The sequence below is a fragment of the Halostagnicola alkaliphila genome, assembly GCF_055379965.1.
In genome coordinates this window covers 396551-410762 of the sequence record NZ_AP043826.1, presented here as the reverse complement: position 1 = coordinate 410762, position 14212 = coordinate 396551, and the positions used below count along the sequence as shown (strand labels likewise).

Below are 14212 nucleotides of genomic sequence, written 5' to 3'. Positions count from 1 at the left end.
CGGTACGAACGGGACGGGTAAGAATCGGTCGATTACTCGTCGTCTCCGTCGGCCAACTCCTCGAGCGTAAACTCGGCTTCGACGGGCGTTCCGTCCTCGGTCTCGACCTGCGTCGCGCCGGCGATGTCGTCCGGATCGCCTTCGTACAGTACCAAACGCAGTTCGTCGTCTTCGCTTACCGAGTTCTCGAGATCGATGGTGACGTTCTCGTGATCGCCGGGTGAGAGCTCTTCGCTCGTTCCGAGCGCTTCGCTAGCGTCGCCTGCTCCGTTCGGAGACGGTCCGTTCTCGTCGTCTTCGCCGGCGTCCTCGACGGCTACGAACCCGTCCGCGGGTGTGACCGCGTTCGCCGTGACGCTCGTCTCGTTTCCGTCGACGGGTTCGACGTCGGGCGTGCCGTCGAACTCGAGGTCGATCATCTCCACCGCGCCGTCCTCGCTCGTGTAGACTCCGATCGTCTGGTTGCCGGGATCGGCACCGTTCGTATCGATATTGAACTCCACCTCCTGGCTCTCCTCGGGCTCGAGGTCCAGAACCTGCTGCTCGAGGACGACTCCGTCGAGTCGGAGGTCGACGTGTTGTCGATCAACCTCCCCGGTCGGGTTTCGAACCTCCGCGGTCACGGTGATCGTCTCGTTGGTCGTGGCGGACGACGGCACGTCTATCGATTCGACGCGAAACGAGTCGTCGATGGAGCCGTTGGTGCGATCGGCCATCGTCACCGCCGCGGTGTCGCTGACCGGATAGCCGTCTTCGATGTATGGACGATCTTCTTCCCCGTCGGTTTCGTTGTAGGCGTAGCTCTCGTCGTCGGTGCTATCGTGATGGGCCGTCGCGGTCAGTTGGCCGAGCATTTCGCGCTCGTCCTCGGCGGACTGATTGATAGTGACGTTTTCGTGTGTCCCTGACTCGAGGTAGTCGGAGACGCCGATGGTGTTCCCGGAGCTATCGGTCACCACGACGAACCCGCCGTCCGAGACCGAAACCGTCGTCACGGTGGCGCTGGTTCCATCGCCCTGTTGATCGTCGAATTCGATCGACGCTTCGGGCTCTTCGTCGACGCCGAAAATAGCCGGGGCCTGTCCAATGACGGCACCCGCCGCGAGGACGACAACGAGCGCGATCAAGATGGCAACGATCCGTTTGAGCGTACTAAATTCGGGTCTCATCTCATGTCCCACTGGATATGAATCCCTTTGCGGGCCGCAGACGTAAAACGTCGAGTTTGTTCGGCCGTTCACCGCTCCCTTCGTCGCCTCTGTTACTTCATAGGTTCTCCTTACTGTCTTTCGTTCGGATAGGTGACGATGCGATCCGAAGCGCCCCGGATTCTCCCGTCAGTTGCACTCTGCGCGCTACCCACAGTGTGTCGTTCCGACGGCAGCGTTTCGACAACCGAACGATTGACTGACACCATCCGTCCCACCATATAATCATCCCCTCCATATATTAACTCCAATTGTTGTACTTCTAATATGTTAGAAGATTATAGCTACTAATAAGTAATTATCTAGTTAGTATAGATTATCTAGAAGTAAAATACAAAGCTAGATAAACTTTATTTATTATCAGGGTGTCTTCGCTGATATGAGTCCTTCAGTAACGAACGCCGCCTGCTATCCGGACACTGCTGATGAGAGGACGTTCTCACGAAGTGCTCATGCGCTCGTTTCGTCAAACTGGTTACCCAGCTTTCCCCTCTCTCCTCGAGAACGCGGTTCGGAGGGAACAGATCGATGATCGTTGCTGCGCTGCTGACGATCGTCGGACTGTTGATCGGAATCGGAGTCGTTCAGGCGTACGCGCTCCGTCTCTCCGGCGTCCTCGTCGTTCCGCTGTTCGCAGTGTACGCTCTCTATGATGTGCTTGCACTCCCCGCGCTTGTTATCGGTGTGACCGCCTCGTACGTCGGGTTGGCACTGTTACAGCGTCGGACTCTGTTGTTCGGCCGGCAGCTGCTTCTGGCGAGTATGAGTATCAGCATGGCGGTCCCGTTTGCCGTGTTCGGCGGACTTTCCGCGCTCGGTGTTTCCGACCTCTCCGTCTCGGCGTTCATGTTCGTCGGGAGCATCCTTCCGGGCGTCGCCGCGTACAACTACCACCAACTCGAGGCGGACCGACGCCTCGAGGATGTCGTCGCGAGTATCGGTGTACTCCTTGGACTGATCGGCCTCGGCGCGGCGCTGGTCAACCTCGAGTTAGCTCCCCACATCGGGCGGCTCACTCCGCCGTTGTTGTTCGGTCCGGAATCGGACATCGCCGCTGCCAGAGGAGCCGTGATTACTGATACGGACCGCTTCCTCGACGCCTCTCTCTCGACTGTCCTTCTGGCGATCATCCTCGGAATGATCGTCTCGGAGGGTGCATATATGCGATGGGGCGTCAGACTCAACGGAATCATCGCGCTCCCGTTGCTCGCGCTGTTTGCACTCCAGTCGGCTGTCGTGCTCCCGCTATACGTTCTCGGTGTCGCCGCCGTCTACGGATTGCTCACCTTGATCCATCGTTCAACCTTGTTGTACGGGCGGGTGCTGCTCGGAACCGGCCTCGTTATCGCTATCACGGGATCCGTCCCGATCGCGGTGATCTTCTCGGTCACTTCCGGATCGCACCTGTTCTTTACGGCCATTCTGATCGGAATCGGCGCGTACAACCTCCATCGGATGCCGCCGGAACACCGATCGGCCTCAGTCGCGCTGTCGGCCGGCGCGTTCGCGCTCTTCCTCGGAGGGCTCCGTCTGGTTGTTTCCCCGGAGGAGGGTGGGGCGCTCGACTTAGATCTCATCGAACTAAGCGACGTTTTCTCCCTCCATTTGTGGGAGTTAGATATCGTTCTCCAGTCCAATCTGCATCTCCTCCCGCAGATTGCGTTGCTCGCCGCCGCCTTCGTTGTCGGCACGATAACAGCGTTCCGTCTCGAGCGGCTCCGCCCCTCGAGTTCGGATACCGATCGACAGTACGTTAGCACGCACAATAGCCACACCTAATCAATTAACACTACAGCTCCAATACCAATGTCTTCCAACATATCTTCGACGGTAATCCCAGAGCCGGTCACGCGGCTCGCTCGACGCATCGCTACCCCGTTCACGCGCGGCACCGAACACCGGCGACGACTCGAGGAAATCGACGTCAAAATCGTCGTCTCCGGCACACGAGGCAAGTCGGGAACGACCGAACGGATCTACGAAATTCTCCGGTCCCGGGGATACGACGCCTACGCCAAGGTGACCGGAAACCACCCCCTATCGCTGTACGACGGCGACGAGAACCCGATCGACCGCGGCGAGCGCGTCACGCTCTACGAGAACTTCGACGAACTTCGAAAGTACGCCCCCGTCGACGCGCTCGTCCTCGAGAATCAGGGGATAACGGACTACACGACGCGGATGATGAACGAGCGGTTCGGGAAACCGGACGTGCTCGTGCTCACGAACGTTCGACAGGACCACCGCGATACCCTCGGCGGCACTCGAGCGGACATCGCGAGGGCGTTCGCCCGAGCGACTCCATCCGGAACGCACGTGGTAAACGGCGAACAAGACTCGCGCCTTCGGGAGTACATCGAACGCGAACTCGAGACGGTCGATGCGACCGTTTCTCACGTCGACGTTCCCGAACGCCATCGGGACATTCCGGCCGCTGAATGCATCTACGCGCTCGATCACGTTCTCGAGGCGATCGACGAGGAACCGCTGTCCGACCGTCAGCGCGAGTCGATGCTCGAGGAGTTCCAGGTCGAGTGGACCCGCGCGCTCGGCGGACAGGTCTACAACGCCGCCGACGTCAACGACGTCGAAAGCACCGAGATGGTTCGCCAGGCGCTCGTCGATGAAGGAGAACCGATTCAGCCGTTCGTCTATCTCCGACGAGACAGGCGTGCGCGAACCGCGTCGTTTCACGACTACCTCGAGGGACTCTTCGAAGACGGCGCGATCGAACAGGCGCGGGTCGCGGGCGGGCACGCGGATCTGTTCGTCGAGAAAGCGTCGTTTCCCGTAATCGGCCACGACCCGGAAACCGAATCGGCGCTGTCGGTCCTCGAGGAGATGGTCGCGGATGGCTGGCCGGTTCTCGTGATGGGCAATACGGTCGCCGAGTTCATGCGCGACCTCGACGACGAAATCGACCGTCACGCGACGTCGATAGAATCGCTCGATGCCCCCGAGACGGATCGCGAACCGGAGTCGTCAGGAAAGTCGATTGATCGGCAACTCCTCGAAAAACGGGTCGACTACCGATCGGCCCGGAGATCCGACGACGAACCGCCCCGAGCTCCCCCCGTACAGAGGTGATCATGTAGAGAGCACATCTCCCGCCAGCGGGTCGAGTGGCGATCCGCTGGTACCCGATCGTAGTAGCCTCGCCCACCGATTACCGCTCGGGAGGCGGTTCCCTCCCACCGAAGTCACAATACAATGACAAACGATTCAGACACCAACGGACGCATCGACCGACTACGCTCGTCGCGACGGACGTTTCTGGCCGGCGCCGTCGGTACCCCAGCACTGCTCGGCCTCGCCGTCGGTTCGTACGAGGCCGCATCGAGAGTAACGAGCGACGAGGAGTTCGAGACTTGCCTCGTCTGTGACCTCACCGACGACCAGGACGACCTCGCCGGAGATCCGACGTCGATATCCGCCGATCCCCGCTTGTTATCGGCGCACGATCTCTCTGTCGGCGACCAGCTACGCATCACCCGCTCGAACGATCAGGACGAGTTCGCAGTGTATACGATCGCGAACGAGCGACCGGAATCGCCCGAGACCATCGTTCGTATGTCAGACAGCGCCCGCTGTCGGCTCGACCTCGGGTCGGTGGCGACGGATCCGGGCGACGAGAGCTGCCCCAGCCCCACCGGCAGTTGTTCGATCAGCGGCGAGGAGTTCGACGGCGACATCTCGACGACGATATCGAACCCAGCCCTCTCCGAATCGGAGGCGAGAGAACGAGGCGAGTTGATCGAACAGCTCGACGATAACGGCACAGACACTATCTTCATCGCGCCACACGGCGGCGGTGTGCAACCGAAGACGGACGAGCAAGCAGAACACGCCGCGGAGCTCGGCGACGCGACCTGCTGGCGGACGAAGGGATGGGGCCCGGGCGGCGGCGCGTTCCAACGGTGGTACGTCCCGTCCACGAAACTCAGCTCCGAGACGTACCCCGAACTTGGGGCGATCGCGGACGACGAGTTCGACGTAGCCGTCGACTTCGGCGGCGTCTGCGAGGAGGGTATTATCGTGGACGGAAACGCGACGGCATCCACGCTGGAGGACGTGCGCGATTCGATCAACGACGCGCTCCCGTCGTGTGCGGAGCAGGCGACGCTCTCGGACGACGAGGGCGTGACGGGGGAGGGTCTGCTCGTCGACGATCTCGGTGACGAGAGCATCTTCCTCTGCCAGAGTTACGCGACCCGGCGGGCGTATTGGGAGGAGATTGCCTACGGCACGGCGGCAGCGCTCTCGGACGATCTCGAGGTCGAGGAAAGCGGAAGCTGTCGATGATCGAGGAAGGGGCCGGAGATCGGTTCGCCGGTGATTGATGGAATGACGCGGGTCGAGAGTTTACGTTGGTGGTGGACGCCTCGTGGTGATAATCGCGCGAGTACTGAGGAACTAGCGGATTGGGCCCTTCGCGCTGACCGAAACCGGCTCGATCCGAAGCCGGTTTAGTCGCCGCGTCCCGAACCGTACGTAATGCCATTGCGCGTGACGTTTCTCGGGACGAGTGGGGCGATTCCAACAGCGCAGCGGAACCCCACCAGCATTTTCGTCGCGCGCGAAGGTGACGAGTTGTTGTTCGACGCCGGCGAGGGAACCCAACGCCAGATGATGCGGTTTCGAACGGGATTCTCGATCTCCCAGCTCTTTATTACGCACCTTCACGGCGATCACGTGCTGGGAATTCCCGGATTGCTCCAGACGATGGCCTTCAACGATCGGACTGAACCGCTCGCGATTCACGCGCCGCGGGACACTCGATCGCAAGTGAAGTCACTGGTCAACGCGCTGGGTAACCGGCCCTCGTTTCCGGTCCAAATCAACGAAGTTGGCGGCGGTGACGTCGCCTACCGCGCCGACGAGTACGAGGTTCGGGTTTTCGACACGGACCACGACACGCGGTCGGTCGGCTACGCGCTCGTCGAGGACGACCGCAAGGGACGATTCGACCGCGAACGCGCCGAAGAACTCGGCGTCCCGGTCGGCCCGAAGTTCTCGAGCCTTCACGAGGGCGAAGCCGTCGAACTCGAGGACGGCACCGTCGTCGAACCCGATCAGGTCGTCGGCGACCCTCGTCCGGGCCGCTCGCTCGTCTATACCGGCGATACCCGCCCGACGACGGCGACGCTCGAGGTTGCCGAGGAACCGGACCTGCTGATCCACGACGCGACCTTCGCCGACGATCGAACCGAGCGCGCGACGGACACGGCCCACTCGACGGCGCGACAGGCGGCCGAAATCGCCCGCCGAGCCGGGGCCGATCGCCTGGCGCTGATGCACATCTCCTCGCGCTACGCCGGCGACGTCGAGGACCACCTCGAGCAGGCTCGAGACGTGTTCGATGGCGAGGTGCTATTGCCGGAGGATGGGGATCGTCTCGAAGTACCGTACCCGAATAGTTGACCGCTAGAGCAGGTCTTCTCTCGTGCTGTCGTCCCTACTCACCGGTACCGTTCGTGGGTGATACCTTGGATGTTCTCGAAGTGATTGTCGCCGGCAAGGACGGGTTCGTCGCGCTCGAGAGCGGTTGCGGCGATTGTCGCATCAGCCTTTCCGATCCCAGGGCCGTCGCCGTCGTCCGTATCGGCCATGCGTTCGCCGAGTAGCCGCCCCGCACGTCGGGAGATACTCGGTGTCATATCTACGACCGGGTATGAATCGAGTACGGCTTCGACTTTCTGGCGCTCTTTTCGGGTGTTCGATACCGTTCCGACGCCGATGTAGAGTTCCAGAACGGTCATCGAGGGAAGTACCAGTGGGACGCTTTCGGCTTCGAGTTCTCGTTCTTTCGTGACGGCTGCTTCGACATCGTCGATGACGTCCAGAACGAAGCTCGTATCGACGATCATTCGAAGCGCTCCGCGACACCACGAACTTCCTCACGGTCCTCCTGATCAGCTGCTTCGATGGCCTCTCGCATTTCGCCTACCTGGTCTTCATCGAAGACGTCGCGGAGGTCACGGAGTGACCGCCCGCCAATGAGGCGTTCCACAGCTTCGCTGAACGACTCGTTATCACGTTTTTTCGCCTTGATGCGTTCGTAGACATCATCTTCGAGACGAATTTGCTGTGACATTCTTGTTGACAGCGTTGACGCCCCACGAAGATTAAGGTTCGTATATGTAACAACTTCTATAACATCTTCCTCACTGTGAACGGGGCGATTCGCTCGTCACACCGAGCTGACTCGAGCCACGAAATCCCCCGCAAACAATACGTTGGAAGGCTCCTCCCCCATTCGAGCGAGAGTGAGTCGACCGTCTCCATTCGAGGTGCCACACCCGCGTCGGATTTATACATTTCTCGCCCCTATACTCCTCCGTGAGCACCCGAACGAGTGCGTTGAATGCAGTCGTCTTCGGCGTCGATATTCAGAGCGGGGACGTCCGCGGTGACTCGCCTTCCTACGCACTGGTCCAGTACGACGGCGAGGACCTCACTCGAGATGTCGTCACCCACCGCAAGCTCAGGCGACTGATCGACGACCACGAGCCGGCGATCATCGCGACGGACAACATGTACGAGCTGGCTCCGAACAAAGATCAGCTGATCCACTTTTTGGGGTCGCTGCCCGCCGAAACGATGCTCGTGCAGGTGACCGGCGCGGAACAGCCCGAACCGCTTTCTCGCGTCGCCAAGCGCCACGGAATCCCCTACGGCAAGGATCCGATGGAGGAGGCCGAAGCCGCGGCAAAGCTCGCGGCCCACAACGTCGGCCACGAAGTGTCGGCCTTCACCGACGAGACGACGGTAAAGGTCTCGAGGGGCCGCTCGACCGGTAAAGGGGGTTGGAGCGAAGACCGGTACACCCGACGGATTCACGGCTCGGTGAAGAAACGCTCCCGCGAGGTGGAATCCGAACTCGAGGCCGAAAACCTCGAGTACGAAACCGATATTCGGGAGTCCTACGGCGGCTACGCGAACGCCGTTTTTACCGTCCAGGCCCGCCCGGCGGATATCCCCGTCTCGAACGAGCGCTCGGGGGACGTCCGGATCGAGATCGAACGCGAACGGCGCGACGGCATCGAGTTCCGACCGCTGGCGAAGCGACGCGATCACGTCGTCGTCGGCATCGACCCCGGAACGACCACCGCCGTCGCCATCGCCAGCCTTGAGGGTGAGATCCTCGACGTCTGGAGTTCGCGCACAAGCGACACCGCGGACGTGATCGAGTGGATCGTCGAGCGCGGGCGGCCGGTGATCGTCGCGGCGGACGTCACTCCGATTCCCGAGACCGTCGAGAAGTTCCGCCGGAGCTTCGACGCCGCGGCCTGGACTCCCAACAGCGACCCGCCGATCGACGAGAAACAACACCGAACGCGCGAGCACTCCTACGACGACGATCACCAGCGTGACGCGATGGCCGCGGCGCTGTACGCCGTCGACGACCACGAAGACCAGTTCGAGCGCATCGCCGACAAACTCCCGCCGGGGATCGACCGGGGCGAGGTGACGGCTCGAGTCGTCGCTGGCGAGGAGAGCGTCGAAGCCGTCCTGCGCGATCTCACCGACGAGGACGAGACGGAAGAAGAGACGACCGAGCACGAACCGCGCGAGCTGACCGCCGAAGAAAAGCGAATCAAGTCCCTCGAGCGGCAGGTCGAACGCCTCCAATCGCACGTCGGAACGCTCGAGGACCGCCTCGAGAGCAAAGACGAGGAAATCGAAGACCTCGAGGCTCAAATCGCCGTTGCCCGGACAGAAGAGCAGCGTAAGGTTCGAAAAGATCGGGAAGTCACCCGCCTCGAGCGAAAGGCCGACCGGCTCGAGGACGAACGCGACGAGGCCCGCGAGACGGTCGACGAACTCGAGGACAAAGTCGAGCGGATGAAAGCCCTCTGGAAGCTCGATCACTCGAACTTCAGCGACGTGTCTGCGAAAAAGGAGGGACTGGTTCCGGTGAAGGTGATCGAGCAGTTTACCAAGGGCGCGATCCGCGAGGCCGACGACCAGTACGGACTCGCGACCGGAGACGTGGTCTACGTCCGCGACGCGAGCGGGGCCGGCAAATCGACCGCGGAACTGCTCGCGTCGTTCGAGCCGCGCGTTATTCTCAAGGACGGCGGGCTCTCAGACGTCGCCGATCGGATCCTCTTCGAGGCGGACCTCCCAGTCGGCCCCGCGGGCGACGTCGCCATGCAAGAAGTCGACGAGCTCGCCGTGGCTCGCGAGGAAGACGTCGAAGCCGTCATCGACGACTGGCACGAGCGCGCTCGAGACCGCAGGCGCGACCAGAAGGCCTCGATGGTCGACCAGCTTATCAGCGAGCATCGGGCCGGGGACAACGAGGCTTGAATCGCGTCTCGAGAGCGTTTTGGCTTTCGTCCCCTCTCTCGACCTACATCATGCCAAAGGCGCCGAGCATCCCCGAAACGAGCGCCTTGACCGTGAGTCCGAGTCCGACGAGAACGAGCGCCATACCGGCCGCGACGATAAGATTCGCATAGGCGATGAGAGCGATTCCAACGAGAACAATAGCGAGTCCCGCAATACCCAGCGGGCCGAGCTTATCGAGCATACGATTGAGTCGATAGCCGACGAAAATAAACGGCGTGGTTTGCGCTTTCGGCGAGCTGGAGCGTATTTTTTCTCGAGTTCTTGAAGCAGGACACCGTCCCCGGGGAGATCGGTCCCATCGAGCGAGCCTTGATAGAGTTTAAAACCCTCGCCCTCCAACCACGACGTATGAGCGAGGACGAGGGCAGCCGCAAGAACCTCCGAATGCCCGAAGACGACGAGGTTTTTGCGACGGTCACGAACATGCTCGGGGCGAACCGAGTCACAGTACGATGTGCTGACGGGACAGAGCGCACAGCACGCATTCCAGGCAAAATGCAAAAACGCATCTGGATTCGTGAGGACGACGTCGTCCTCGTCGAACCGTGGGACTGGCAGGACGAGAAAGCCGACATCACCTGGCGCTACGAGAAATCTGACGCCGACCAACTCAGACGGGAAGGGCATATTCAGTAGCAACGAAGTTTTAACACCGAACTTTTGCTCTGCGGGTGCGCCGAAGGCGCACCCTCGGCAAAACTTCGATGAAAAGCACTCCTCCTTCTGTTCCGAACGCATAGCGTTCTTCACATCAGTCGTCGGCCCGAGCGAAGCGCAGTTCTCGCCCTGCGGGCTCCGAACCGCGCTTCGCTCGGTGAACGGCGTTGCTCACGGGTCACTTCGTTCCCCGATCGCCTTTCACGGTTCTCGTCCCTTCGGGACTCCGAACCGCGCACCTCGGGTTCTTCGAACCGCTCACTCGCCGAGAGTCTACTCGTGAAACGTTTCACGAGCCGACAAATCTGTGGTTGTATCGACCATCGTGACCTGAGGGTGTCCGGTTAATGAACGGAACGCCTGCCCTCCCCCGGTTCGCACGCCTCTCGTCGTACTCGAGGCGTGCTCACGGCCATTCGTTGAGTATCCAGTCGATTTCTGTCAGGATTTGACGCCCATCGCCCCTTCTTCCATCCGCTATCAGTAAGTATGTTCTCCTTCAGAACTTCTGTCATGATGGAAGCCGCGCGCTCCAAAACGTGGACGCGTGGGCATTCGTTTGAAATGCCCCGGGTGCAGAGACACCCGAAGCGTGTGGCTTCCAAGCGGACACTTGGCTGCCATGTTTCCATTACTGCCACCGAGACAAAAAGGTCTCGAACGACAGTTCAGTATCAATTTCGATCAGCAACCGGTCCCGTACGGCGGGTCCTACCCCGCGAATTGCGCAGATCGGCGGGACTGCGGTCAGCGCCTCTGGAGGCGATTCGGATGACCTCGAGAAGCGACGCGACGGATTCGAGTGCTGAAGGAACGAACTCGAGTGCTGGTTCCGAAGATGGGACGAGCGTCGACCGCTCCCCGCCAGCAGTTTGCTATCGGTGCGGCGAATCGGTTCCGGTCGGTCGCATCCTCGCCGTTTCGACCAGCCCCGGTCCGGACCTCGCGGAGCGCTACGCCGCGGTCACTCGAGCGTGTTGTCCCGATTGTGCGGCCGCGATCGGGATGCTGGCGCTTTCAAACGGGCCTCGAGCGGCTTCGTCGAGCAAGTCGGAGTAGCTCGAGGGGAGCCATCTGGCTACTGTTTCCCAGTAATACGTACGTTGTTGCGTTTCGACCGTTGTCCGTGCCCCAATACCGTAACTCGAGTGCTGATCGGACGAACTCAGCGTTGACCCCAACGACGCGACAGCCTTGCGCTATTCATTGGCGTCGGAAGTTGACTCAGTGGGTTGTTTCTTGTCTCGAGTATCAGTTCCTCCTCGTGAGTCGGAGCCGTAGGTTCCCACTATTGAGCACAATAAACAACCTATTTTGGTTGTACTTCGACGCTACAACTCTATCTAGTTGTAGACTTGCAGAAATCCGTGGTAATTGACATCACTGTCGGGTTCTGAGACTGTTGTTTCGGTATCACCCCGTCAAAGTCAGTCGGATTCGAAATATTCCTACAGACCCGCGACGTCTTCGATCGCGTCGGTGAGTTCCGTGATGCTCTCGAGATCGTGTTCGCCCATGTGTCCGATGCGGAACGTCTCCTCGCCGAGTGCGGAGCCGTAGCCGTTCGAGAAGACCATGTCGTACTCCTCGCTGACGGCGTCGATGGTTTCCGCGACGTCGATCCCCTGCGTGTTCTCGATACAGCTCACGGTCTGGGATTCGTAGCCCTCCTCGGGGAACATGTCGAAGTGCTCGCGGGCCCACTCGCGGGTGTACTCCGCCATCTCGCGGTGGCGCTGGTCGCGCCCGTCGTGACCTTCCTCGAGCATGTGTTTCATCTGCTTGCGGTAGGCGAGCATGATCGGGATCGCTGGCGTGGAGTGGGTCTGGCCCTTCCGGTCGTAGTAATCGATCGTGCGCTGGAAGCCGCCGTACCACGAGGCCGAATCGGACTCGAGTTCGCGCTCGTAGGCGTCCTCGCTGACGGCACAGACCGCCAGGCCGGGCGGCATGGCGAAGGCCTTCTGGGTGGACGTAAAGATCACGTCGATGTTGTGCTCGTCGATGTCGACGTAGTCGCCGCCCAGCGCGGAGACGGCGTCGACGACGAAGTAGGTGTCCGGATACTCGGCGATGACGTCGCCGATCTCTTCGATCGGATTGCGGACGCCGGTCGAGGACTCGTTCATGACGGTCGCGACCACGTCGTAGTGCGTGTCGCTCTCCTCAAGCGTCTCGCGGATGTCTTCGGGTTTGATCGCCTGGCCCCACTCGTATTCGAGCCGATCGACGGTTTTGCCGAGCCGTTCGGCGACGTTGGCGTGGCGCTCGCTGAAGCTTCCGCAGGTCGGGACGAGGATGTTCTCGTCGACGAGGTTGAGGGTCGAGGCTTCCCAGAATTCGGTGCCCGACCCCGTGAGGATGATGACGTCGTTGTCGGTGCCGAGGAACTCCTTCGTGTCCTCGACGATGGTCGTGTAGAGGTCCGTCATGCGGTCCATGCGGTGGCCGAACATCGGCTCGCACATCGCGTCGATGACGTCTTCGCGCACTTCGGTCGGACCCGGAATATACAGCGTTTTGTCGGGGTAGTCGTCTTGATACTCGCTTTTTTTGGTCACGAAAACCACCTGATAGGAGCTACTGGGTCGCGCGACGGTATGGTACTTTTGATGGCGCACCGAACTCGGAACTTCCGCTGTGGATTTACTCTTTCTCGAGTGAACGAAGAACGGTTGCATCGATTTCTGCCTCCGCCTTCGACCGTGGGTCTCGAGGGTTCAGTCGGCACCCGGAGACGAACGGGATTTCGACGCCGAACGACTCTCAGTCCCACGATTTGTAGAGCGAACGTACGGATTCTTTCGGACCACGAATCCGTTCGTCGGCACGGAGGGACGCGTGTCCCCGTCTTCGACCATCGGCCGAACGAGTTTCCAGAGGCTGTCGATCTTACAGAGGGTAAAGCCGAGGACGATCAGGCCGAAGCCCGCGACCGTCGCGACGGTGATCGACTCGCCCAGCAGGAGCCAGCCGAAGACGGCGGCGATCACGGGCGAGGTGTAGTTGACCAGGCTGAGCTCCGTCGCGCCGACCCGCTCGAGCAGGATGAAGTACGCGAGGAAGCCGCCGGCGGTCGAGACGACGCCGAGGTACGCGAGCGCGACGGCGATTTCGGTCGTGAACGCCGATGTGACGAACCGCTCTCCGGGGTGGAGCCCGCTCAGGCTGTGGAGCATGACGGCACCGACCCCCATCGCCCACGTCTGCAACGAAACGACGGGTAACGTCCCTCGAGTTCGTTCGAGGACGACGGAGCCGATGGCGATCGATATCGCGGATCCGAACAACAGTCCCACGCCGAGGGCCTGACCGCCGAGCGAGCCGCCCGAGAGGGCGATGACGACGACGCCGACGAGGCCGAGTACCAGGCCGACGGCGGCTGGCGGACGGATTCGTTCGCTCGGGAGCAACGCGAGTGCGATCGGCGGCGTGACGATCGGCGTCAGGCTCAACACGATCGCGGCGACGGCGCTCGAGACGTACAGCTGACCGGCGAACAACAGCCCGTAGTGGGCACCCACGAGGAGCACGCCGCCCGCGAGGATCGATATCACGTCGGCACGCGTCCGCGGACGCCACTCGAGACCGAGCGCGGCGACGGCACCGACGAACAGGACGGTGGCAACGTCGAGCCGGAAGGCGGCAAAGAGGATCGGCGGCAGCGATTCGAGTCCGATTTCGATGGCACTGAACGCGGTTCCCCAGGCGAGTGCGAGCGCGGCGAAGAGGAGAATATCTCTCTGTGAATTCATTTTATTATGGGAGGTGTCTCGAGCACTTGTATGTTGTTATATGTGGTGTAGGAGGTCCCTATCTACCAAATTCTGGAACACATGTTATCATTGGTCGTGGGTTCGTTTACGTGTGGTACTAATTCGTATGACATACGGATACACCGACAAACGATCAGCTATCCATCGCCGATTCGGTGTCGTGTAAAATCGCGACTGTCGCACTGGGTGTACAGAGCGTTAATATTGGAACACTTC

General features: G+C 60.9%; 13 protein-coding genes. 7 read left to right on the top strand and 6 right to left on the bottom strand.

Annotated features, from left to right (window positions below; genetic code table 11):
* Window positions 1–32: 32 nt before the first annotated feature.
* Window positions 33–1169, bottom strand: coding sequence for a DUF7282 domain-containing protein (locus ACZ5C7_RS07165; protein ID WP_464375656.1), 1137 nt, complete (start codon window positions 1167–1169; stop codon window positions 33–35).
* 567 nt (window positions 1170–1736) lie between these two features.
* Here ACZ5C7_RS07165 and ACZ5C7_RS07160 point away from each other — a divergent pair.
* The 4 genes from ACZ5C7_RS07160 (at window position 1737) to rnz (ending at window position 6629) form a co-directional block, all read left to right on the top strand.
* On the top strand, window positions 1737–2987 hold the full coding sequence (locus ACZ5C7_RS07160) for a poly-gamma-glutamate biosynthesis protein PgsC/CapC (protein WP_464375655.1): 1251 nt from the start codon (window positions 1737–1739) through the stop codon (window positions 2985–2987).
* Window positions 2988–3014: 27 nt separating this feature from the next.
* Window positions 3015–4295: a Mur ligase family protein gene (locus ACZ5C7_RS07155; RefSeq protein WP_464375654.1), complete on the top strand. Its 1281-nt coding sequence runs from the start codon at window positions 3015–3017 to the stop codon at window positions 4293–4295.
* Window positions 4296–4418: 123 nt separating this feature from the next.
* Window positions 4419–5510, top strand: a complete 1092-nt coding sequence (locus ACZ5C7_RS07150; RefSeq protein ID WP_464375653.1) for a poly-gamma-glutamate hydrolase family protein — start codon at window positions 4419–4421, stop codon at window positions 5508–5510.
* Window positions 5511–5702: 192 nt separating this feature from the next.
* Window positions 5703–6629: a ribonuclease Z gene (gene rnz / locus ACZ5C7_RS07145; protein ID WP_464375652.1), complete on the top strand. Its 927-nt coding sequence runs from the start codon at window positions 5703–5705 to the stop codon at window positions 6627–6629.
* Between the two features lie 38 nt (window positions 6630–6667).
* Here the strand turns inward: rnz and ACZ5C7_RS07140 are convergent, their stop codons facing one another.
* Complete coding sequence (locus ACZ5C7_RS07140) at window positions 6668–7075, bottom strand: PIN domain-containing protein (protein ID WP_464375651.1); 408 nt, start codon at window positions 7073–7075, stop codon at window positions 6668–6670.
* Window positions 7072–7302, bottom strand: coding sequence for an antitoxin VapB family protein (locus ACZ5C7_RS07135; protein ID WP_464375650.1), 231 nt, complete (start codon window positions 7300–7302; stop codon window positions 7072–7074). The genes ACZ5C7_RS07140 and ACZ5C7_RS07135 overlap by 4 nt, the downstream gene beginning before the upstream one ends.
* Before the next feature lie 245 nt (window positions 7303–7547).
* Here ACZ5C7_RS07135 and ACZ5C7_RS07130 point away from each other — a divergent pair, with 245 nt between their 5' ends.
* Entirely contained in the window at window positions 7548–9521 is a 1974-nt protein-coding gene (locus ACZ5C7_RS07130; RefSeq protein ID WP_464375649.1) for a DUF460 domain-containing protein, read from the top strand.
* A gap of 43 nt (window positions 9522–9564) precedes the next feature.
* Here ACZ5C7_RS07130 and ACZ5C7_RS07125 read toward each other — a convergent pair whose 3' ends face one another.
* Complete coding sequence (locus ACZ5C7_RS07125) at window positions 9565–9744, bottom strand: DUF7470 family protein (RefSeq protein WP_464375648.1); 180 nt, start codon at window positions 9742–9744, stop codon at window positions 9565–9567.
* Window positions 9745–9911: 167 nt separating this feature from the next.
* Between ACZ5C7_RS07125 and eif1A the strand changes: the two genes are divergently transcribed.
* Together eif1A and ACZ5C7_RS07115 are read left to right on the top strand one after the other, a co-directional pair.
* Window positions 9912–10199 carry a translation initiation factor eIF-1A gene (eif1A, locus tag ACZ5C7_RS07120; RefSeq protein ID WP_464375647.1) on the top strand — a complete coding sequence of 96 codons (288 nt, stop codon included), beginning with the start codon at window positions 9912–9914 and terminating at the stop codon, window positions 10197–10199.
* A 792-nt stretch (window positions 10200–10991) separates the two neighbouring features.
* On the top strand, window positions 10992–11279 hold the full coding sequence (locus ACZ5C7_RS07115; RefSeq protein ID WP_464375646.1) for a hypothetical protein: 288 nt from the start codon (window positions 10992–10994) through the stop codon (window positions 11277–11279).
* Between the two features lie 389 nt (window positions 11280–11668).
* Here the strand turns inward: ACZ5C7_RS07115 and ACZ5C7_RS07110 are convergent, their stop codons facing one another.
* Together ACZ5C7_RS07110 and ACZ5C7_RS07105 are read right to left on the bottom strand one after the other, a co-directional pair.
* A complete protein-coding gene (locus ACZ5C7_RS07110) occupies window positions 11669–12781 on the bottom strand; it encodes a pyridoxal-phosphate-dependent aminotransferase family protein (protein ID WP_464375645.1) in 1113 nt (370 codons plus the stop codon).
* Window positions 12782–12940: 159 nt separating this feature from the next.
* On the bottom strand, window positions 12941–13975 hold the full coding sequence (locus ACZ5C7_RS07105; RefSeq protein ID WP_464375644.1) for a DMT family transporter: 1035 nt from the start codon (window positions 13973–13975) through the stop codon (window positions 12941–12943).
* Between the last annotated feature and the right edge of the window lie 237 nt (window positions 13976–14212).